Annotated in this window: 25 protein-coding genes, 1 tRNA gene, 2 pseudogenes and 1 riboswitch; of the genes and pseudogenes, 11 read left to right on the forward strand and 17 right to left on the reverse strand. The window is 58.1% G+C overall.

Annotated features, from left to right (window positions below; all coding sequences use genetic code 11):
• Nucleotides 1-9: 9 nt before the first annotated feature.
• Both ribB and AFERRID_RS14870 read right to left on the reverse strand, forming a co-directional pair.
• The gene (ribB, locus tag AFERRID_RS14860) at nucleotides 10-681 is read right to left on the reverse strand and encodes a 3,4-dihydroxy-2-butanone-4-phosphate synthase (RefSeq protein ID WP_126605623.1); all 672 of its coding nucleotides are present in this window, start codon (nucleotides 679-681) and stop codon (nucleotides 10-12) included.
• Nucleotides 682-780: 99 nt separating this feature from the next.
• Nucleotides 781-929, reverse strand: a riboswitch (FMN riboswitch).
• A 248-nt stretch (nucleotides 930-1177) separates the two neighbouring features.
• The gene (locus AFERRID_RS14870) at nucleotides 1178-1891 is read right to left on the reverse strand and encodes an autoinducer binding domain-containing protein (protein WP_113525536.1); all 714 of its coding nucleotides are present in this window, start codon (nucleotides 1889-1891) and stop codon (nucleotides 1178-1180) included.
• Between the two features lie 209 nt (nucleotides 1892-2100).
• On the opposite strand from AFERRID_RS14870, the gene AFERRID_RS14875 reads away from it, so the two are divergent.
• The 3 genes from AFERRID_RS14875 to AFERRID_RS15220 all read left to right on the forward strand — a co-directional run bounded on the left by AFERRID_RS14875 (nucleotide 2101) and on the right by AFERRID_RS15220 (nucleotide 3550).
• Nucleotides 2101-2484 (forward strand): DUF4902 domain-containing protein, encoded by a 384-nt coding sequence (locus AFERRID_RS14875; RefSeq protein ID WP_225981771.1) that lies wholly within the window; start codon nucleotides 2101-2103, stop codon nucleotides 2482-2484.
• Nucleotides 2485-2567: 83 nt separating this feature from the next.
• Complete coding sequence (locus AFERRID_RS14880) at nucleotides 2568-3119, forward strand: acyl-homoserine-lactone synthase (RefSeq protein ID WP_113525534.1); 552 nt, start codon at nucleotides 2568-2570, stop codon at nucleotides 3117-3119.
• Nucleotides 3120-3376: 257 nt separating this feature from the next.
• Nucleotides 3377-3550: a hypothetical protein gene (locus AFERRID_RS15220; RefSeq protein WP_172959387.1), complete on the forward strand. Its 174-nt coding sequence runs from the start codon at nucleotides 3377-3379 to the stop codon at nucleotides 3548-3550.
• A 221-nt stretch (nucleotides 3551-3771) separates the two neighbouring features.
• On the opposite strand, the pseudogene AFERRID_RS15855 reads toward AFERRID_RS15220, so the two are convergent.
• The 5 genes and pseudogenes from AFERRID_RS15855 to AFERRID_RS14915 all read right to left on the reverse strand — a co-directional run.
• A pseudogene (locus tag AFERRID_RS15855) lies at nucleotides 3772-3858 on the reverse strand (GNAT family N-acetyltransferase); the annotation flags it as partial.
• Between the two features lie 212 nt (nucleotides 3859-4070).
• Nucleotides 4071-4160 (reverse strand): annotated as a pseudogene (locus tag AFERRID_RS16065) (FMN-binding negative transcriptional regulator); the annotation flags it as partial.
• A 157-nt stretch (nucleotides 4161-4317) separates the two neighbouring features.
• The gene (locus tag AFERRID_RS14905; protein ID WP_225981773.1) at nucleotides 4318-4476 is read right to left on the reverse strand and encodes an SRPBCC family protein; all 159 of its coding nucleotides are present in this window, start codon (nucleotides 4474-4476) and stop codon (nucleotides 4318-4320) included.
• 93 nt (nucleotides 4477-4569) lie between these two features.
• Nucleotides 4570-5100: a hypothetical protein gene (locus AFERRID_RS14910; protein ID WP_126605624.1), complete on the reverse strand. Its 531-nt coding sequence runs from the start codon at nucleotides 5098-5100 to the stop codon at nucleotides 4570-4572.
• Nucleotides 5101-5190: 90 nt separating this feature from the next.
• Nucleotides 5191-5808: a TetR/AcrR family transcriptional regulator gene (locus tag AFERRID_RS14915; RefSeq protein WP_113525533.1), complete on the reverse strand. Its 618-nt coding sequence runs from the start codon at nucleotides 5806-5808 to the stop codon at nucleotides 5191-5193.
• A gap of 41 nt (nucleotides 5809-5849) precedes the next feature.
• Here AFERRID_RS14915 and AFERRID_RS14920 point away from each other — a divergent pair, with 41 nt between their 5' ends.
• Entirely contained in the window at nucleotides 5850-6239 is a 390-nt protein-coding gene (locus AFERRID_RS14920) for a darcynin family protein (protein WP_264158147.1), read from the forward strand.
• A 4-nt stretch (nucleotides 6240-6243) separates the two neighbouring features.
• Here the strand turns inward: AFERRID_RS14920 and AFERRID_RS14925 are convergent, their stop codons facing one another.
• Nucleotides 6244-6717, reverse strand: a complete 474-nt coding sequence (locus tag AFERRID_RS14925; protein ID WP_126605626.1) for a MarR family winged helix-turn-helix transcriptional regulator — start codon at nucleotides 6715-6717, stop codon at nucleotides 6244-6246.
• Between the two features lie 67 nt (nucleotides 6718-6784).
• Between AFERRID_RS14925 and AFERRID_RS14930 the strand changes: the two genes are divergently transcribed.
• The 3 genes from AFERRID_RS14930 to AFERRID_RS16125 are packed head-to-tail and all read left to right on the forward strand — an operon-like array spanning nucleotide 6785 to nucleotide 7748.
• A complete protein-coding gene (locus AFERRID_RS14930; protein ID WP_126605627.1) occupies nucleotides 6785-7264 on the forward strand; it encodes a carboxymuconolactone decarboxylase family protein in 480 nt (159 codons plus the stop codon).
• The gene (locus tag AFERRID_RS14935; protein ID WP_232027647.1) at nucleotides 7261-7602 is read left to right on the forward strand and encodes a GNAT family N-acetyltransferase; all 342 of its coding nucleotides are present in this window, start codon (nucleotides 7261-7263) and stop codon (nucleotides 7600-7602) included. The genes AFERRID_RS14930 and AFERRID_RS14935 overlap by 4 nt, the downstream gene beginning before the upstream one ends.
• 17 nt (nucleotides 7603-7619) lie before the next feature.
• Complete coding sequence (locus AFERRID_RS16125) at nucleotides 7620-7748, forward strand: hypothetical protein (RefSeq protein WP_331251199.1); 129 nt, start codon at nucleotides 7620-7622, stop codon at nucleotides 7746-7748.
• 90 nt (nucleotides 7749-7838) lie between these two features.
• Here the strand turns inward: AFERRID_RS16125 and AFERRID_RS14940 are convergent.
• From AFERRID_RS14940 to AFERRID_RS14970, 8 genes are all read right to left on the reverse strand, one after another.
• Nucleotides 7839-7915: transfer RNA gene (locus AFERRID_RS14940), tRNA-Arg, on the reverse strand.
• Between the two features lie 68 nt (nucleotides 7916-7983).
• Nucleotides 7984-8718 (reverse strand): PspA/IM30 family protein, encoded by a 735-nt coding sequence (locus tag AFERRID_RS14945; RefSeq protein ID WP_126605628.1) that lies wholly within the window; start codon nucleotides 8716-8718, stop codon nucleotides 7984-7986.
• 39 nt (nucleotides 8719-8757) lie between these two features.
• Nucleotides 8758-9582, reverse strand: a complete 825-nt coding sequence (locus AFERRID_RS14950) for a heavy metal-binding domain-containing protein (protein ID WP_009565650.1) — start codon at nucleotides 9580-9582, stop codon at nucleotides 8758-8760.
• On the reverse strand, nucleotides 9579-10556 hold the full coding sequence (locus AFERRID_RS14955) for a heavy metal-binding domain-containing protein (RefSeq protein ID WP_126605629.1): 978 nt from the start codon (nucleotides 10554-10556) through the stop codon (nucleotides 9579-9581). The genes AFERRID_RS14950 and AFERRID_RS14955 overlap by 4 nt, the downstream gene beginning before the upstream one ends.
• A 15-nt stretch (nucleotides 10557-10571) precedes the next feature.
• Complete coding sequence (locus AFERRID_RS14960) at nucleotides 10572-10952, reverse strand: hypothetical protein (protein WP_113525525.1); 381 nt, start codon at nucleotides 10950-10952, stop codon at nucleotides 10572-10574.
• 123 nt (nucleotides 10953-11075) lie between these two features.
• Complete coding sequence (locus tag AFERRID_RS15865) at nucleotides 11076-11702, reverse strand: ABC transporter ATP-binding protein (protein WP_232028021.1); 627 nt, start codon at nucleotides 11700-11702, stop codon at nucleotides 11076-11078.
• Nucleotides 11585-12919 carry an ABC transporter transmembrane domain-containing protein gene (locus AFERRID_RS14965; RefSeq protein WP_232027649.1) on the reverse strand — a complete coding sequence of 445 codons (1335 nt, stop codon included), beginning with the start codon at nucleotides 12917-12919 and terminating at the stop codon, nucleotides 11585-11587. Before AFERRID_RS14965 ends, AFERRID_RS15865 begins: the two co-directional genes overlap by 118 nt.
• A gap of 58 nt (nucleotides 12920-12977) precedes the next feature.
• Entirely contained in the window at nucleotides 12978-15413 is a 2436-nt protein-coding gene (locus AFERRID_RS14970; protein WP_113525523.1) for a copper-translocating P-type ATPase, read from the reverse strand.
• A gap of 219 nt (nucleotides 15414-15632) precedes the next feature.
• Here AFERRID_RS14970 and AFERRID_RS14975 point away from each other — a divergent pair, with 219 nt between their 5' ends.
• Nucleotides 15633-16814: a pyridoxal phosphate-dependent aminotransferase gene (locus tag AFERRID_RS14975; protein ID WP_113525522.1), complete on the forward strand. Its 1182-nt coding sequence runs from the start codon at nucleotides 15633-15635 to the stop codon at nucleotides 16812-16814.
• A gap of 35 nt (nucleotides 16815-16849) precedes the next feature.
• On the opposite strand, the gene purT is transcribed toward AFERRID_RS14975, so the two are convergent.
• On the reverse strand, nucleotides 16850-18043 hold the full coding sequence (purT, locus tag AFERRID_RS14980; protein ID WP_126605630.1) for a formate-dependent phosphoribosylglycinamide formyltransferase: 1194 nt from the start codon (nucleotides 18041-18043) through the stop codon (nucleotides 16850-16852).
• 99 nt (nucleotides 18044-18142) lie between these two features.
• Between purT and AFERRID_RS16070 the strand changes: the two genes are divergently transcribed.
• From AFERRID_RS16070 to zwf, 3 genes are read left to right on the forward strand one after another with little or no spacing between them, the layout of a single operon-like run.
• The gene (locus tag AFERRID_RS16070) at nucleotides 18143-18406 is read left to right on the forward strand and encodes an NAD(P)-binding domain-containing protein (protein ID WP_269149208.1); all 264 of its coding nucleotides are present in this window, start codon (nucleotides 18143-18145) and stop codon (nucleotides 18404-18406) included.
• On the forward strand, nucleotides 18349-19062 hold the full coding sequence (locus AFERRID_RS14985) for an NADP(+)-dependent, decarboxylating phosphogluconate dehydrogenase (RefSeq protein ID WP_269149209.1): 714 nt from the start codon (nucleotides 18349-18351) through the stop codon (nucleotides 19060-19062). The genes AFERRID_RS16070 and AFERRID_RS14985 overlap by 58 nt, the downstream gene beginning before the upstream one ends.
• A complete protein-coding gene (gene zwf / locus AFERRID_RS14990; protein ID WP_126605631.1) occupies nucleotides 19063-20526 on the forward strand; it encodes a glucose-6-phosphate dehydrogenase in 1464 nt (487 codons plus the stop codon).
• Nucleotides 20527-20602 lie beyond the last annotated feature (76 nt).

The following is a 20602-nucleotide window of genomic DNA, read 5'->3' on the forward strand; positions in this document are numbered from 1 at the left end:
CCTATGCACTCACCCCAAAATCGGCGGTTTTCCCTCTCGCCGCCGCAATGCCACTATATCCTCTATGGTGATGACCGGCAGATCGTGCCGGGCTGCGAAACGGACGATATCGTCCCCTTTGGCCATGCTACCGTCCGGATTCATCAACTCGCAGAGCACCGCTGCAGGTTCCAGGCCCGCCAATCGCGCCAGATCAACGGAACCTTCCGTATGCCCGCGCCTGCCTAATACCCCCTCCGGATGCGCGCACAACGGAAAGATATGGCCGGGACGGGCGATATCGCCGGGCCTGGCGCCAGACGTGATAGCCGCCCGAATGGTAGTCACACGATCCGCTGCCGATACCCCGGTGGTCACCCCTTCCCGAGCCTCTATGGAAACGGTGAAAGCAGTACCGAAGCGGCTTTCGTTCTGTTGCACCATGGGCGGCAAATCCAAGCGGGCCACATGCTCCGGGGTAAGGCACAAGCACACGATTCCGCTGCACTCACGGATCAACATCGCCATGGTCGCCACGGTCAGACGTTCGGCAGCGACAATAAGGTCACCTTCGTTTTCCCGATCGGAATCATCCAGGAGAATAACCGGGCGGCCGGCACGCATGGCCTCGAGTGCCCGCTGCCATTCCGGGCTGGCTACAGCAACATCACTCTTCAACAACATGGTAGTTTGAACAGACATGAAACGCTCCTCGCAGGTAGAAAAGGCGAAAAACATTTCAGGGCAAACGCGGACACACGGCGCTATGTCGCGTGAAAACGCAACAAGCGTGCCGTGCATCAACATCTTCTTCCATCCGGACTGTGACCGTCGGCCCTGGAATTACACCAGATCTGCTGACCTCGCGTGAACGCGAGCGCTCGCGGGCTTGCCTGACAACAAACAGGCTTACCGCCGGTGGGGAGTTTCGCCCCGCCCTGAAGATGAGCCCAGAATCTAACACGACAAGGGCCCGATGGCCAATGGCCGATCACGCTACCTGAAAACGATCCTCCATCTGAATGTTTGGAACTATCAGGAAAACCACGGTAATCTTCATCCGGCATCGGGAAAATGCGTCAAGCCAGCGTGTAGACAAGTCCCAGGTCATTGGCTATCTCACGGCGAGTGCACTGGTCGTCACCATTGGCGACGCGAAGAACTTTTCAAGGCTAGGGGAAACTTCGCTGCTAGGTAATCATGACAGCAGCCCGAGCATCGCCGCCTGCAATACGGCAGCGGTCTTGTTGACGGCATTCAGCTTGGCCATGGCCTTGCTGATGTGAAAATTGACCGTGCGCTCCGTGATGTTGAGGATACCGGCAATTTCGCCCGAGGTCTTGCCCTCACCGGTCCAGCGCAGCGCTTCCACCTCCCGGCGGGATAACTGTACGGCGATCTCCGGTTGGAGCTTGAGCGCGACAACGCGGATCATGCTGAGATGGACGGCTTGGACCAACCACAGGATATGGCAGGCCTTTGCTTGCCATTCTGCCGTGGTGACGCTTTCTCCAGCGCGCGCCAGGGTCAACATGCCACCCATCCCGCCGGCGTCGCGGCAAGTGTAAGCCAACCCGGCCTGCAGCCCAAATGAGCGGGCCTCTTCCCACAGTTCGCGTGCAGGCGCAAACAGGTCATCGGACCAGACAACGGGGGACGGCGAACGCATGGCGTGCCGTACCGTGGGATCGATGGCTTGGTACTCCTGCGCCTGATATCTGGCCTGCCAGACCGCAGGGTAGTTGCTGAACATGGCGGTTTTGGGACGCGCAAGCGGAAGCGGCATGCGTAAGCCATAGGCGCAGTAATCGAATTCCAGCTTGCGCGCCATTTCGGACGCCATCGCCAGCACCTGCCGTTCGCATTCGATGGACTGGAATGTCTGCAGGAGGTCTTCCTTCCAAGGATCCAAATGTCCCTCCTTCCCGGGCGGGGCGAGATCGTGGGGAGAAAGCATCGCCAACCAAGTCTCGCCGTGGATATCGCTTCATCGACCTGTCAGGGTTGACACTACCGCATCACGGGGTGATTCGGTAGTCTGTTCTGATCCGAATTTTCCGAGCAGGTGATCTCATGACAGTGCAAAACGGAATCGCGGTAAAAGCGCAAGGATATGGATTCATGAGGTTGTCTCCCGATGGTTATGTGCGCCTGACGCTAGAACAGTTTCAGTGGATTCCTCTGGTGCATCTTTTGTCCGGCCTGGACCACGATGAATACCCCCCTCTTCACGAAGGGGCCAGTCAGACCCACATTTCCGGTTATACCGAATGGATCAGCGAGACGGCGCCCGTCATCACCCTGGGGTGGGACTGGCGGATGGAAGGGGCGTCAGGACGGACCCATTATCTCCGGACGGGATTTCCACGAAGCAACATCATGCTGGTGGATGACCAGCGACGAGATCTGGGTCCCACCAACACGACCAAACTGCTGGAAGTGGCCATTGACAAGACGGCCTGGCCGGCCGTGATTCAGCGCCATATCATGGATAGATATGTTTGACAAGCTGTCAACCTTGACAGCTTGTCAGAAACAGCGGAGCTGGTAGATTCGCCTCCATAGACAAACTCTATGAGGGTGACGAGATGCAGGTTATAACCGGGCCAGCTGAAGTTTTACCGAATAATCTGTATGCGAAGGTGGCCAGCTACCGCCATCGAGTCTTTGTCGAGCAGCTTGGGTGGGCGTTGCATACGGAGAACGGAATGGAGTCGGATCAGTTCGACCGGCCGGACACCGTGTACGTAGTGACGCAAGATGACAACGGCCATATATCCGGTTGTGCCCGCCTCCTCCCCACCACGCGCCCCTATCTGTTGGGCGAAGTCTTTCCCCATTTGCTCAACGGACTGGTACCGCCATGTTCTCCCGATGTTTGGGAGCTGTCGCGCTTTGCGGCCGTGGACTTGAACGACCGCGCCAGGACGCCAGGGCAGTTTTCCTCTACGGTTGCGCGAAAGCTGCTGGAGGAATCCATCGCCTGTGCAATTTCACACGGGGCTAAGCGGCTGATTACGGTGTCGCCGATTGGTGTAGAGCGGTTGTTGTCTCGATCCGAATTTCACGCACATCGCGCGGGACCGCCGATGATCATCGATGGGCATCCGATATTTGCGTGCTGGATAGATCTGGACTAAGCGAAACTTTCGAATTCTGAAGAGACCCATAACAGCCAATGTTTTCTGGCTCTAAAAAAGCGTAACGTACAGTTTCTCCGCTTTCTAAAGGGACCTTAAGATCTGGGTAACCTGCCCAGTGACGCTGTTTAAGTCAGGACAGCAAAGCCCATTTGAAGGGCTGCTCGCAGTAAACCACGTTATAAATTTATCATAACGATAGGTTTATAATATTTAAATATGTTAGTTATACCTTATCTACTTATGGAGAAAACGTCATGGATGCGGACATGGATATTGAGATTGAGATGGTTGCATTGGTACATAAACTGGAAGAAGCCGGATATTGCTTTGCTGAAGTTTCGGATGAAGACATCCGCAGCGCTTTTCTAAACAAGCAGGACCTGAGGGATCTGGCGGTTATCCGTTTTGCCCGAACAACTGCTAATTGACAACCCTCTTGTCCAACGCATTGCCTCACTGTTTTTATTACCCAGAGGAGAGTCGTTGCCTCAAGAAAAATATTACCCAGAATATCTGGTGGATACTTGCTAGGGCAATTGCAATGGCTACCCTGTAATTGCTCACTGATCAGAGGCATTGTGCCCGGCGATCCTCGGCCTTTGTGCGCGTAGTTCTCCACCCAATCCATAAGCTGTTGACCGATACCGACACCCCGATACTGCGGGTCGACGATCACGTTGTCGACATCCAGATAGCGTCCACACCAAAAACGCGTGCCCAGCCAAATGCCCGCCACACCGATACAGCAATCATCCGCTCACGTTCGGCGCGCAATGTTTCGGTGTGGCGCCGGACAACCTTCACGATATCCTTGGGAGCATCCTCCGGCCTACCGGCCTGGAAAGGCGGCTCCGGCGCATATTCCAGGGCAAGCTGATTCTTCCGCTGCGGCCCTTCTCCGGGTGCGAGGTACAAGGGAATATGATTCGCCTCCAGACCATTACCGCTCATACTGACCAGTGTCGCGAGGGGATAACGCTGAATCAGCGCCCGCAGAATTTCCGGGCTGGTTTCTGCAAATGACTCAGGACAATACATGGTCGGCCTCCGCGCTATGTATGTTCATTCCCGTGTTCCATCAGGAAGTGCGGTGACGGCTGGGTATTGAATTTTGCGAGTTTCATAGATTTCCTGTCATTTCTGCGTGGATTCGCGCAACACACGGATATCTCCCATATCCACCAGATTCCATTCCTCACTCCCCATTCGCCTCCGCGCGCTTCTTCAAGGCCTGGTTCATCGCATGAAAACCCGCTAATGGATTCCATTGCGGATAGGCGGGAAAATCCATGAGGATGGACCACACACGCTCCGGTGATGTCGCAATATCAATCTGTGTCACGATCTGATGCATGGTCATCCTTCGTCGTTGTGAAATGATCCATTACGTTCACCGCGATGCGCCATAGAGTGCAAAATTACAATTCATTTGTTCTGCGTACGATAATTACGTGGAATCACTCTGTAATTGACTTCCCATAGGGACGTATATACATACTCCATCTGCTTTCAGACGATGAGCAGGATCTGGTAGACTGCCGGAAATCGCCACCCAACGTTCCATTGGCGTCCGATCAAGTCCTGTTGCCCATAGACGCAGCACTTGAAAACCAAGCGCTCTTAATGCGTCACCGCTTTCATTGCTAATTAACAATCGCTGATCATTTGTGACATCTGGGAACCGTTCGACCCCTCCATAAATATTCCTGTGCCAGTTTGTAATCATGGGTTGCCATTTCGCAAAATTTCCGCCACCATTTTGGTGATAATCAGCGCTTTCAAGAACCCCCTCATTGGCAATAGTGTGAATAGCGAGATAAGTTGGCGTAGAAGGTATTCCACCGGACAATTTAAATCGTTGGGATGTGAGAAACCCACTAACAGAAATTAATGCAGGCAATTTTTCATCGCTGTAAAAGGCATTCCATTCATTCTCTGCGGCCGGGTCGGTAAAGCTGCATTCAACTGTGTAAATCATACGCACCTCGTTTAGCCGCGTTTTCCACCACAAATTCATTTCCCGTCAGAAAAACCGATTACTTCAGCGTGGGGGCTCCCGGCGACACCGCTATTTACAAGCGATTCCGTGCCTAATGGCCACTGGATATTCCAGATATCCCAGTGCTGCACGGCATACCCGATCAACGAGTACGCGCTGGTCCGATTCACCAGCAATACCTGCGGCGTCAATCATGCCCTTTGCAAGAGCGACCAAATCATGCGCCCCCTCCATAGCCTTTGAAACACCATGTCGTTCCAGTAACGCCGCCGTATACTGCACAAGCTCATTCGTCAGTTTGGCTGTTGCAGGTCCCAGGGGCAGTGTGGCTTCCCCATACTCCAGCGCCCGAGCCAACGCTGGCCGGAGCAACTGGTGAGCTACTGCGATCCGGATGAGTGAACATACGTCGTCTTTTAGCGAGTCGCCGGGGGCATGCGCTATGCGGCCAATACCCGCCAGCAATATAAGGCGTTCCCGCCGAATCAGCTCGGCCAGAATCGCTGCCTTGCCTGGAAAGTATTGATAGAGCGATCCGATGCTAACACCCGCGAGTTCTGCGACCGCATTGGTGGTCAGCACATCCAGCCCCTTGCGCTCCAAAATACGAGCCGCCGCCTCCAGGATGGCATCCACCGTGGCGGCAGAGCGTTGTTGATGAGGGCGCTTGCGGGGTTCGAGTAGCATAGTTCAAACACGAGTAGAAAGTGTGAGTATCTGCTCGCAAAATATTTCCTGTCAATTCAACCTGGAGATTTCCCATGACGACGCAAACCTACACCCTATTTATGCTGCTCAAAACCACCCGCCGATGGTTAGACCTGGAACCAAAAGACCGCTTTGCATTTATCAAAGAGAACGTTAACCCCATCCTCGAAGCCCATCCGACCGTCAGCATGCGTTTTTTCGACACGGAATCCTACACCGCGCCCATCAGCGATATCGTGGTGTGGAAAACCTCTGATCTTGTTGCCTATCACGGCGTCATAAAGGGATTGCGCGATACCATTTTCTGGGACCACTATTTTGAGGTGCTGGAGATCATTCCAGCAGTGGAAGATGGCTATGCCGCCTATTATGCGATGAATCCGCTGACTGGCAGTGCGCAAGCGGGGTAGGCAACTACCGTGGCGCTGATGTGGCGACTCGAACCAGCCATTTTCGAAGTGCCGATTCCTGTTCTCGGGAAAGCCCATCAGCCAGATGGCGCTCAATACCCTGCATCCGCTCACGGCAGGCCGCCAATAACGACTTGCCCGTCTCGCTGAGATCAATCCGCTGGATACGGCCATGGTAATGATGCGGCTGGCGCACGATGGCCCCGGCCCGCTCCAGGTTGGCGACAATGGTGCTGACCGTTTGCGGGGTGAGGAGAGCCAGCCGCGCCAGATCGGCATTGGAAATGCCGGGATAGGCGGCCAGCATGGTGAGTACGGAAAATTGTGGAGGCGTTACTCGCAGGTCGGCGAGCGCCCGTTCCACCCGGTGCCGGTACGCGCCCGCAGCCTGCCGCAGCAAGTAGCCCAGATAACCATTTTCCCCGCGTTTACCCTCTCCCACTTGAGGGATGAGGGGTTTTGGCGCTGCGTCGTCCATATTGTAAGCACCCTGATATGTTGTTAGAGTCCTTATACTACCTGAGTCACTTCATAAGGAACAAGCCATGTCCACAGAGCATGCCCGTATTGCCTACCTCTCCTTCACCAAGACCGCGCCCGAGGTGTACGCAGCACTCCTGGCGATGGGGAAAGCGGTCGATGATTCCGGCCTCGAAAAAACCCTGACGGAACTGATCAAGGTGCGGGTATCGCAAATCAACAGCTGTGCGTTCTGTATCCAGTACCACCTGAACGTCGCCCGTCAAATCGGTGTGGAACCGGTCAAGCTGGATCTGGTCGCGGGCTGGAGGGATGCCGGTATTTTTTCTGCACGGGAGCAGGCCGCTTTGGCATGGGCGGAATGTCTGACGGTGCTCGCGACCCAGGGGGCGCCCGACGCTATCTATGCGACACTGCAGTCTCTGTTCACGGAAACAGAAGTAATATTCCTGACGGTGGCCATCGGTGCCATCAACCACTGGAATCGACTGGGTGTTGGTCTGCGATTTTCGCCGCCGCCACCATGCACAGGGGATCACGTATGATTCCAGTCGAGAGCGGCCCGGAGAACAGCGGGGACGTCTCCGCAGCGGTCGAGTTCCATTATATCGATCAGGAAGACGATGTCCTGGTCTGCTATCCCCTGATCCGGCAACTGCGGCCGCACCTGGATTCTGAACAGGAGTTTTTGCAGCGCTGGCAACAATTGAGTGTCCAGGGTTACCGCCTGCTAGCCCTGTGGCACGGGATACAGCCCGTGGGTCTCGCCGGATTCCGCGTGCAAGACAACTTGATACATGGCCGGTTTGTCTATGTGGATGATCTTGTCATTGATGAGTCCTGCCGCAGTCGGGGTACGGGAAGATTCTCATCGAGCAACTAAAAGTAGAGGCCGAGCTTCTGGGCTGTTCCCGACTGCTGTTGGACGCAGCGATGAGTAATCCGCTCGGACACCGTTTTTATTACCGCCAAGGGTTGTTGGCTACGGCTTTACGCTTCAGTATGACGCTGCCGGATGAATCATCATGATTCATCCGGCAGAGATACACTGCCGGTTAGCTCTGGGTTAGCCAGAAAAAAGAAGGCACCTAGCAAGTTTCGCTAAGTGCCTGTTTTTACTGGTGCGCTCGGACGGAGTCGAACCGCCGACCTACTGGTTCGTAGCCAGTTGCTCTATCCAGCTGAGCTACGAGCGCGTGGAGGGCGTAATATACTCATAGAAGAGAGTTTGGTCAATCCTTCGCCACATCCGCTCCATCCCATTTCAAGCGCCGCCAGCGCCGCTTCCCGGTGTGCCTTTATCCTTCGCCATTTCCGCTTTGAGACGGGCGAGGTCGTCATCCACACCACTCGTAGCGCGCACCTCATCCAGCTCTTTTTCGGTCTGGCTGCGGCTGTCCAAGGGGTCACTCAACGCACCGGACGCCATCAGGCCATCCATGGCCACTGCCTTGGCCTCCATTTGCCGGGTGCGATCCTGGGCGCGGCGCATGGCATCGCCGGCGTCATTCATGCCTTTGCCAATGCCCGTGAGTGACTCGCTGACCTTGACTTCTGCCTGCGCCGCGGCCATCTCGCTCTTGGTCACTTCCTTTTGGGTTCTGAACTGCTCTATGTGGTCCTGCAGCTTGCTCTCGTAGTCCGTCAGCTTCTGCGCCTGGGCCGCGACGGTATCATGGGCTTCCTTGAGAGAGGCGATCTTTTGCAACTCCGATTGCTTCTGGGCCAGCTCCGCACGCGCCAGGTCTTCGCGGTTGGCGCTCAGTGCCATTCGGGCGTCGGCGTCGGCTTTATCCGCCGCCTTTTGGGCCTGAGCCATCTGGTTTTCCAGAGAAACCTGTTCCGTCACCACATCGGCAAGATGCCTTTTGGTATCCTGCAAATTGGCAATCATTTTCTCATAGGACAAATCCAGGGTTTCTGCCGGGTCCTCCGCATTATTAAGAAAATGGTTTACCTTGCTTTCCAGTATTTCTGCGGCATGTTTGAATATCGACATCAGTTCACTCCTTGGGACGGCATCGTGCCGTTCGTTGCATCAATCATTCACCGGAATCACCAGTTGCGGACTCAGGGCATCAACCAGCGCATCGGCATTTTCCATGGCCTTCACCGCTGTGCCCACCGCAAAAAACTCGATGATATGCGGCTTCCAGTTATGACTGCCTTCATGCAGTTGTACGCCGGTAATACCGTCCGCCTGCGCCTCCTGGGCCTCATGCTGCATCCGTTCCATCGCCAATTCACGGGCGTCATACATGGCCTGGGTAAATTGCTCCATTTCCGTATTGCGTCCGACATTGCCCAGGGATTTCAACATCCCCTGATGGGCGACATGGTACACACAGGAACCCATCACCATTTCCATCGGCCGGTAACCCGCCTGCAGCAGCATCCAGAAGTCCTGCCCGCTGAGATCGCTGGTAAAGGGTTTGCCCCCCACCCCCTTGAAACCGGAGGCGCCGCTGCGATGCGCGATAGCCGTACCAATCGCCATGAATTCGAGAATTTCCTGATCCCATTCCATGCGTTTGACTTCCAGGCGCACACCGACGATACCATCCGCCTGGAGCAGGATGGCTTCCTGTTCCATGCGGCTCATGGCCAGTTCACGCGCCTGATACATCGCCTGAGAAAGAACGTCCATCTCCATGTTCTGGTTCCAGTTTCCATACTGGATACCCATGTGGTAAATACACGAGCCTACTACCAGCCCCAATGGCTCAAAATTGGCCTTGCGGACCATGACGAACTCATTGACGGAGAGATCAGAGGTAAAAATGCCCTCATGGCTGCCCTGCGAGCGTAAACCCTTCAGACGTTCGACGGCATGAGGAGCCAGTTGTTCGGCGGTATCGGTCATATGAGATCCTTTCGTGCAGTGGCAGCACTTTTCAATGGGTGATCAACAAGAGAAATCATGGGAATCAATTCGTGCTGGGGGGCGTTTTGCGGCAGATAGCTGATGGCCGTGCCGATACTGATGTGACGGCAGAGAAAGCGTTCCGGATTGTCCTGATCTCCGGCCACATGAAACATCTGGGTATAACTGGTGTGGGCCAGTACCGCAGCCGCCATCCGCCGCCCGTCTTCACGTAAATCGTAGAGGGCGCGACGCCGGACATTTTCCTGGAATGCCGACAGGTCAGTGATTTCCATATTCCAGTAACGTGCGGCGAAAGGGGCGGACTGGGCAGCCTGCGCAGCAACGGTCCCCATCCACGGGCTGTACCAGTCAAAATTGGCACCAATGGCAATGCCCACGGGCACCACTCCGTCTTCCAGCAATCGTACGAACTCCAGTGCCGAAACCGTGGCTACGACGGGCTCCGCGGACGGCGGCAAGCCGCGAATGCGGATGGCCGTACCGGTAACACCATAGTCCATGTCTTCGTGTTCGCCGCGGTGTACCTGCATCCGCACGTCGACGACTGCATTGGCACCCAGCGCCAAGGCCTCCAGGCGCATGCGCTCCACTGCCGTGTGCCAGCCGTCATAGTGTCCCTGGGTCCAGGAATAACCGAAATGGTACCAGCAGTTGCCGGTCACCATGCCGATGGGCTGCACGCCGTGACTGCGCTGCAGCAGCAGTTCGGACGCCTTCGCCGTACTGATCCAGGGCAATCGCCCCTGGCTGGTCTGGAACATACGGCTTTGAACGAAGGGAGGAAGGCGGCGCTGGCGCAGCGCCTGCTCCCATTCGGAGTAGCGCTGCATTTCTTCAGGGGTTTGTGAGCGGATGCCTTTGCTGGCATTCTGACCGATATTTTCTGCGGCGTGCCGGGCATCGAGAGCAACCTCTTCGATACCCTGTTTGATTTTGTCCCAAATGGACATAGGCCCTCCTTGAGATTACCCCATGAGAAAGTCGTGCAGGGTATCACTCGCACCCCGCATTGCGCCGGAAAGATCCGCCAGATCGGCGACCAGACTTTCCAGCCAGACGGACAGCGGCAGGTCCTCATGCTTGAGGACGACCCCGCGCACCGTTTTTGCGCGCACCGTGCTGACGTGCACGCCGTTCTGCTTCAGGAAATAATCGTTGTTGTCCGTATGAATCGTGATGGCTTCGATGTGGCTGGTTTTGGCAAAAAGTCCGTCCCTCTTGCGCTCCACTTCGACAAACCCCGGCATATCGCCTTCAAGACGCGACGCCAACCCCTCCACAAAAGCCTTCATATCGGTTTGTGCCCGCCTGATCCAGGCGGTATTTTGGTCGAAATCCGTGCTCATACAGGGCCTCCCACCCTCAATCACCGAGAACATACGGGCATACGACGACTCGCTAGCGGATGAAAATCCTTTCCACCGCCCATGTTGAGACCCCGCTTGCCAACTATAGTTCGCCACTCCGGCTCACGCGCGAATTTTTAACACTCCGGCGCCTTGGCCGTGGCCCTCATCATGCAAGCGTTGCAAGAGCGCGAACCGACGATAAACCGAACAGGATTCCAGAAGCTCCTGGTGGCTCCCCACCGCGATCAGTCTACCCTTATCCAGCACCGCAATGCGCGATGCGTGGATGATCGTCGCCAGCCGGTGGGCGGCAACGAGGGTGGTACGTTCTGCGATGAGATTATCCAGCGCTTCCTGAATGATGCGCTCGTTTTCCGCATCCAGGGCACTCGTTGCCTCATCCAGGATCAGTACGCGCGGATTGCGCAGTATGGCCCGGGCAATGGCGATACGCTGGCGTTGCCCGCCCGAAAGCGTAACGCCCTTCTCTCCTACATGGGTCTGCAGCCGATGCTCCAAGCGATCGGAAAATTCATCCACCCGTGCGGCACGCACCGCCTCGTGAAGTTCAGCCTCGCTGGCGCCGGGGCGGGCCATCATGATGTTTTCCGCAATGCTCGTGGAAAAAATCACTGGATGCTGGGGCACCACCGCCAACTGTTGACGCAGGGAGCGGAGCGGCAAGATGTTGATATCGACGCCATCCAGAAAAATGCGGCCCTGATCCGGCTGGTAGTGGCGCAGCAGCAAAGAAAATATCGTGCTCTTTCCCGCTCCGGAAGCCCCACAAAAGCCACCGTTTCGCCTGCGGCGATATCTATGGAGATATTCTCAATCGCATGAGAATCGCTGCGTGAGGGGTAACTGAATGAGACGTTAGCCAGATGCAGGGCGGCGGCCCGTATTGCTCGCTGCGCCGGCAATCCGCCGTTTACGTAGGTCGGCTCTGAATCCTGTGCGGAGGAGATGGCACCTACTTCCGGCGTTTCGTCCAGCAGGGCCAACAGCCGCTCCGTCGCGCCGGCCAAACGTGCCATACTGCCCCACAATTCGCCGAGGGAGGCCAGGGAAGTCGCCGCCATCAGCGCATAGAGCAGAAAAGCCACAAGCACGCCAATCCCCGCCTGATGGCGCAATACGGCCAACCCACCCCAGTAGAGCATGACGCTGAGTGCCAGAAATACCAGTCCGCCCGTCAGAAAGGTGGACCACGACTGCACTACCACCCGGGACCAGACCTGCCCAAGCAACAAACGGATATCACGCCGGTAGCGCTCTTCCGTCTGCGGCTCCAGAGTCAGCGCCTGAATCACCCGAATACCGTTGATCGACTCTTCGGTGTGCGCGCTCAGATCGGCCAGATAGTCCTGCTCTTTGCGGCTATAGCGGCGCTGCAGGCGACCGGATTTCAGATTGATGAGCACCAGCAGGGGCAAGGCGACCAGACCGGGGATCATCAATTGCGGCAGAGTGGCGGCCATCAGTGCCAACGCCCCGATCAGGGTAACACTGCTTTGCAAGCTGCGCCCCAGCACCCCGGTCAATCCAAAACGCAGGATGGTCACATCGCTGCTGAGCCGGGAAATGACCTCTCCGGAACGAAAAACCTCATAAAAAACCGCGGGCAGATGCAAGGCATGGCGGAACACCGCAGTACGGAGGTCCGCCACCACGCCTTGTCCGATCCAGGTCGCCAGGGCATCGCGCAGGGCCCGCATGGTGACGGTGAAGAGTCCCAGTCCCAGTAGGGCGGCACTGATCCAGACCAGCGCCGAATAGCTGTGAAACCCCTGATCAAGTATCCAGCGCGCGCCCTGCGGCAGTACCAGCGCACTGGCGGCGCTGAGCAACAGGGCCAGCGCATAGAACAGCAGATACACGCCACGGGTCAGCAAAAAGGGCTTGAGCTTCCATAACACCCAGACATTTCTGTTGACCGGACGTTGCCACGGATTTTGCGCCACAGTTCACCTGACATTGCCCAGACCATGCTTCAGCATACTCCATTTACCCGACCGGCGCTCACGGTGAGGCCACCCAGGGCTGTAAACGTTTCAGCCGCAAACTGTTGCTGAGGACGAAAACCGAAGACAGGCCCATAGCCACGCCGGCGAGCATCGGATTGAGCTGAATCCCCAGAGGGATAGCCACGCCGGCCGCCACCGGTATCAGCAGTATGTTGTAAAAAAAGGCCCAGAACAGATTCCCGCGAATGGTCCGCATGCTTTGACGTGCCGCCTGAATGGCAGTAATCACTCCGCCCAGATCGCCATGGGTGAGGGTGATATCCGCCGCTTCCATCGCGATATCCGTGCCCGAGGCCAGAGCCATACCTACATCCGCCTGCGCCAGCGCCGGTGAATCGTTGATGCCCTCGCCGACAAAAACCACCTTGCGGCCCTCTGCCTGCAGTCGACGTACGATCTCCGCCTTATCCTGCGGCAATACCTGCGCATAAATGTCGTCAATTCCCAATCGGCCGGCGATCACCCTGGCTGCGGCCTCCGCATCGCCCGTCACCATCGCCACCCGCAAGCCCAGTGTCCGGAGCGCCCGTACCACTTGAGCGGACTCCGGCCGAGCCACATCACTGATCTCCAGCAGCCCCAGTAGGCGGCCGTCCCTTGCCACCCAGACGATGGTCTGGCCGGTCTGCTGTAAATCGCCAGTGGAGAACCCCGCCATAACGACCCCCTGCTCATCCATCCACGCCAGCGTGCCGGCCAGCACCGTCACCCCGTCGACCCTGCCCTGCACACCCTTCCCTGGAACTGCCGTAAAATCACCCACTGCCGGGATATCCAGATGACGCTCCCCGGCGGCCGCCAGCACCGCTTGGGCCAAGGGATGTTCGGAGGCGCTCTCCACGGCGGCGGCCATCTGCAACAAATACGCTGGGTCCGCGGCATCGATCCGGGTCACCGCAGGACGCCCGTAAGTCAGGGTCCCGGTCTTGTCCAGACAAACCGTATCCACCGTCGCCAGAGACTCCAGTGCTGCCCCCTTGCGAAACAGCACGCCCAGCTCCGCGGCACGCCCCGTACCGACCATCACTGCTGCCGGAGTAGCCAGCCCCATCGCACAGGGACAGGCCACCACCAGCACCGCGACTGCCGAGAGCATGGCAAGGGTGATCGCAGGCGGTGGCCCGAACAACAGCCAGAAGAAGAAACTCAGCAAGGCGATCAGGATCACCAGTGGTGTGAAAATCCGCACCACCCGGTCTGCCAGACCCTGGATCGGCAGCTTGCCCGTTTGTGCCTGCTCCACCAGCCGGATGATCTGCGCCAGCACCGTACCCTGGCCCACCGAGGTCGCCCTGATCAGCAGGCGCCCTTCGCGGTTCACCGTGCCGCCCACCACCGGATCACCCTGTTTTTTGCGCTCCGGCAGTGGCTCACCGGTGAGCATGGCCGTATCCACATGGGAGTCGCCATCCACGACCACGCCATCCACGGGCAGACGTTCCCCTGGCCTGACCACCACCTGATCGCCCGGCACGACGGCGCCGATCGCGACCTGCAGCTCGGCACCGTCGCGCAGTACATGAGCTTCCTTCGCCTGCAGACCCAGCAACTGTTTGATCGCTGCGGAAGTCCTCCCCTTCGCCAGTTCTTCCAGATATTTACCGAAGAGCACTGCGGCAATCACTACCGCCGCAGAGTCGAAATAGATATGCCGGGCGCTGGCGGGAAACCAGGCCGGCGCGACAAGGACCAGCATGCTATACAGCCAGGCCGTACCGGTCCCCGTCGCCACCAGGGAATTCATGTCCGGGGACAGGTGGCGGTAGGCGAGGAATCCAGGGCGGAAAAATCGTCGGCCGGGGCCAGCCAGCACGATCGTCGCCAATACCGCCTGCACCCAGGCCCAGAACTGCGGGAAAGGCTCCAGGCCACTCAGCAGCCGATCCACTGCTGGAACCAGAGCCATGCCCATGGAGAGCAGTAGAATGGGGATCGCCAAGACCACCGCGAGGATCACGTCCCGGCGCATGGTGCGGATGGCCTGCGCTTTGCGGTCAGCGACGGCCACATCCCCCTGCACCGGGCGCGCCCCATATCCAGCCGCGGTCACTGCGGCGACCAGGGTGTTTTGGTCCACGGTATCCGGCAGATAACGCAGCGCCGCCCGCTCCGTGGCAAGATTGACCGTCGCCTCCAGCACCCCCGGCAGACGGCGCAGACTGCGCTCCACCCGCCCCACGCAGGACGCACAGGTCATCCCCTCGATCACCAGCTCCGTCTCTGCGATCACCGGCGTGTAACCGCTTTCTGCGATGGCGGTGATCAGCGCATCGGGGCTGATTTGCGCCGGATCGTACTGTACTGCGGCATGTTCCGTGCTTAGATTCACCACCGCCGCCCGTACCCCCGGCAAGCGGCTCAGGGTGCGCTCCACCCGGCTGCTGCAGGAGGCACAGGTCATGCCTTCTATCCCTATCTCCACGTCCACCATGAGTGCGCCCCCTGCCTTCCGGTCACCCGGCGGAGCCGGGCGGATACCTGATGAGGATCGTATCCCTCAAGTTACTTGTAATGTCAATCCCGCATACGCAGATACCATCCCATACCCGCCCTGCGCAAAACAGTTGATTTTAGCCGAAGGATGCTTATCATTTGCGCTCTTGCGCGCATTTCCCGGCGCCCGATGAGATTGCCCCTGGAGTGAACGATCGTGGATATCCGTCTTTCCCGCCGCGTGAATGCGGTGCGCCCATCCCCTACCCTTGCGGTCACCGCCCGTGCCCAGCAACTGCGTCGCGAAGGGAAGGATATCGTCAGCCTTGGTGCTGGCGAGCCGGATTTCGACACCCCGGAGTACATCAAGGAGGCAGCCATTGCCGCCATTCGGCAGGGCTTCACCAAATATACCGCCGTCGGCGGCACACCGGAACTGAAGGCCGCTATCATCGGCAAATTCGCGCACGACAACCATCTGTCATACCGCCCCGATGAAATTCTTGTTTCCGTCGGCGGCAAGCAAAGCTTCTTCAATCTTTGTCAGGCCCTTCTGGATGCGGGAGACGAAGTCATCATTCCCGCGCCCTACTGGGTATCCTATCCGGACATCGTACTTCTGGCCGAAGCGCGGCCCGTCATCATCGATACCGGTGCCAGCCAGTGTTTCAAGATCAGTCCGGAGCAACTGGAGGAAGCGATCACGCCCAACACCCGCCTGTTGGTCATCAACAGCCCCTCCAATCCCTCCGGCATGACCTACAGCCGCGCGGAATTGGAAGCCCTGGGTGAGGTTCTTCGCCGTTATCCCCATATCCTCATCGCCAGCGATGACATGTACGAGAAAATCCGCTTCCATGATGAAGAGTTCGTCAACATCGCCAACGCCTGCCCGGATCTGGCTCCACGCTGCATCATCATGAATGGCGTGTCCAAGGCCTATGCCATGACCGGGTGGCGCATCGGCTACTGCGCCGGCCCCAAGACGCTGATCACCGCAATGAATACCGTACAGTCCCAGAGCACCTCCAATCCCACCTCCATTGCTCAGGTGGCCGCCCAGGCAGCTCTGGAAGGTGGCGACAGCGCCATCCACGAAATGGTGCTGGCGTTCAAGCGGCGCCACACATATGTCTACAACCGCCTGAAAGTGCTGCCCGGCGTTGCCGCCATGCCCTCCGATGGTACCTTTTACAGCTTTCCGGGATTTCGCGAAGTCATGGCGGCGAAAGGCCTGCGGGATGATCTTGCCCTGGCCGAGGCCTTGCTAGGAGCCGGAGTGGCCGTCGTACCGGGCTCGGCCTTCGGCACTCCTGGCCACATCCGCCTGTCTTTCGCGACCAGCGACAAGAACCTGGAGATGGCCCTGGACCGCATCAGCGCTTTCGTCAACGCCTGACCACTCCTGTTAACCCGGCTCGCGTTAGCGCAGCCTCAGCCCCGCTCAGGAGCCGGGCTGAGGCCAACCGCCGCCGCAATCCGGCGGGCGCGCTCCCTGGCTTCCTCCACATTGTCGGCGCATGCAATGCCTACCCCGAGGCGCCTGAGTTTGCTGGCCGTCGGCTTTCCGAAAAGCCGCAGATCGCTTTCCGGCACCGCCAGCGCGGCCTCCAGCCCCGAATACACAGGCCCCCAACCAAGCCCCTTGCCGCGCACTACCGCCGACGCGGCCGGGCGCCGGAAACCCGGTTCCACCGGCAAACCCAGAATGGCGCGCAGGTGTAAGTCGAACTCACTTTGACGTTGACTGGCCAGGGTCACCAGACCCGTATCATGGGGACGCGGCGAGAGTTCGCTGAAGATGACCTCCGTGCCACGCACAAAAAACTCCACCCCATACAGTCCCCGTCCGCCCAGATTGTCGGTCACTCGTTGCGCCATCTTTTCTGCCTCCCGCAACGCGGTATCGCTCATTGGCTGCGGTTGCCAGGATTCCACATAATCACCGGCCTCCTGACGATGCCCCACGGGCGCGCAAAATATTGTCCCGAAGGCCGAACGCACGGTCAGCAGGGTAATCTCGAAGTCGAAATCCACAAAGCCCTCGACGATGATCCGCTGACCGCCCACCCGACCCGCCGTCTGCGCCTCCTGCCAGGCCAGCGCCAGCTCCGCCGCGCCGCGCACCACGGACTGCCCCTTACCACTGGAGGACATGACCGGCTTGATCACACAGGGAAAACCCAACGCCGCCGCTGCGTCTTCCAGTTCCGCCAAGGTTCCGGCGAAACGGTACGGCGATGTCGGCAAGCCCAACTCTTCCGCAGCGAGGCGGCGGATGCCCTCGCGGTCCATGGTCAGCTGCACCGCGCGCGCCGAGGGCACCACCGTTGCCAGACCCGTCGCCTCGATCTCCGCCAGCGCCGATGTCGCGATGGCCTCTATTTCCGGCACCACATAGTGCGGGCGTTCGTGTTTGACAACGGCCAGAATAGCCTCCGGGTCGGTCATATCCAGCACATGGGAACGATGGGCCACCTGCATGGCTGGCGCGTCGGCGTAGCGATCCACCGCGATGGTCTCTACCCCCAGCCGCTGCGCGGCGATGAGGAGTTCCTTGCCCAACTCGCCTGCACCGAGCATGAGCAGGCGGGTTGCGGAAGCGGAAAGTGGTGTGCCCAGTTGCATGGAAATTTCCTTCATAACAGTGAAACGGCGACATAGGGGCTTAAGCAGCTATACTGATGTTAACATTTTCGGGCAAACGTGTACGCAAAGGAGCGGATTATGGGCAATAAGGACATCGGGATGGTGGGCTTGGGCCGGATGGGCGCCAACATGGCACGGCGCCTACACCTGAAGGGCATGAAGGTCACCGCTTACAACCGCCATACCGAAAAAGCCACGGAGCTGGCCAAAGAAACCGGAATGCGCGCCGCCAGCAGTCTGGAAGCCCTCGTTCAGGCGTTGCCTACCCCCGGGTCCTCTGGCTCATGCTTCCCGCCGGAGAGGTCACCCAGAGCCACATCGATTCCATTCTTCCCTTGCTGAGCAAAAATGACATACTGATCAACGGTGCCAATGCCTTTTATGAGGACTCCATTGCCCAATCCCAAAAAGTGGAGGCGGCAGGGATACGTTACATAGACGCCGGTGTTTCCGGCGGTATCTGGGGTCTGCAGGAGGGTTATGCTCTGATGGTCGGCGGCAGCCGGGAAGCCGTAGCCCAGGTAACGCCTTTTCTGGAGGCGCTGGCGCCGGCCGCCGACAAAGGCTGGTTGCACTGTGGACCCGTCGGCAGCGGTCACTTTGTCAAAATGGCCCATAATGGTATCGAATACGGCATGATGCAGGCCCTCGCCGAAGGCTTCGCCATTTTGCAGGGCAAAACCGAATTCGGGCTCGACCTCGCCAAGGTCGCCGAAATGTGGCGCTACGGCAGCGTCGTCCGCTCCTGGCTCCTCGACCTCACCGCCGACACCCTCACCAAAGATCAGGTGCTCGCCAGTATCGCGCCGATCGTGGCAGACTCCGGCGAAGGTCTGTGGACCGCGCAAACGGCCCTCGCACTGAAAATTCCCGCGCCGGTCATCACCCTCGCCCTGCAAATGCGCTGGGCTTCCCAGGGGCGCGACGACTACGCCGCCAGACTCCTGGCGATGATGCGCAACGAGTTCGGTGGTCACGCCGTGCAACAGGAGGCCTGAATGAGCGATTGTAATTGTCAGTTTGTCATTTTCGGGGCGACCGGGGATCTGGCCTGCAAAAAACTCCTCCCCGCACTGTATCACCTGCATTGTGCAGGAAGAATGCCCGACGAACTGCGCATTCTCGCGTTTGGCCGACGCCCATGGGATGAAAAGGGCTGGCAGGGTTTCCTGCATGAACAACTGGAAACCTATGCCAGCAATTATCAGGCCGATCACTTTGCCGATTTCTGCAAACATTTTGAATATGTGCGCGGGGAAATCCATGAGCCGGAATCTTTTAGCAGACTCCGCGCCCTGCTGACCCCGGAAGGGGCCGAAAAACCGGCAGGCACCATTTTTTATCTGGCCATTCGTCCCACCGATTTTATTCCGGTAGTACAACGTCTTTCCAGCGCCGGATTCAATCAGGAAGGTGACTACCGCATCGTCATTGAGAAACCCTTCGGGGATGATCTGGAAAGTGCCATGCAACTCAATGAGCAACTGCATAACCACTTCCGTGAAGACCAGATTTATCGTATCGATCACTATCTTGGCAAGGAAATCGTCCAGAATCTGCTGGTGTTTCGTTTCGCCAATCTCGCGATCGAGGCGATATGGAACCGTAATTACATCGACCACGTCCAGATTACCGTGGCCGAAGATATGGGCATTGAAAACCGGGCCGGATACTATGATCAGGCGGGTGCCCTGCGGGACATGCTGCAAAACCACCTGATGCAGATTCTTACGCTGATCGCCATGGAACCACCGCCCTCCCTGGAGGCGGACGCCCTGCGCGACGAAAAGGTCAAAGTCCTGCGCTCCATCCGCCCTATTCCCAAATCGGCCGTCACCGCCTATGCCATGCGCGCGCAGTATGGTCCCGGCGTTGTTCATGATAAGCACGTTCCCGGTTACCAGGACGAGGCGGGTGTCGAGGTCAATTCGGTCACCGAAACCTATGTCGCCGCCAAATTTTACGTCGACAACTGGCGCTGGCGGGGGGTGCCATTTTATCTGCGTACCGGCAAGCGCCTCGCCGATAAAACCTCCAGTGTCGCCATCCGCTTCCGACATACACCGCAACAACTGTTCCGCGAAACCAGCATCGAACGCATCGAACCTAACTGGATATTGCTTTCCCTGGAACCGGAGAGCCTTAAAATCGAGATACAGATCAAGGAACCGGGTCTGGAAATGCGTGTTCGCCCCGTGCAGCTCAACGCCTCCTACCGCAAAGACGGCGAACAGGAGTTGGATGCCTATGAGGCCCTGCTGCTGGACGTGATGGAGGGCGACAAAGCCTTGTTCATCCGCTTCGACGAGGTGGAGTGGGCATGGCGCGTCGTTGATCCCATCATCAAATCCTGGGGACGGGAAACCGACTACATCCTCACCTACCCGGCAGGTTCATGGGGACCGGACGAGGCCACCCGGATCATGGACAAGGAAGACCACTACTGGCGCAATCAAATCTGAGGAAAGATACGGCGGAGGCCTACCCTCCGTCGAAGCTGGCCGATGTCGTCCATTGTGAACAGCAAAAATGCCTTAA

It is taken from the genome of Acidithiobacillus ferridurans, from assembly GCF_003966655.1.
GTDB lineage: Bacteria > Pseudomonadota > Gammaproteobacteria > Acidithiobacillales > Acidithiobacillaceae > Acidithiobacillus > Acidithiobacillus ferridurans.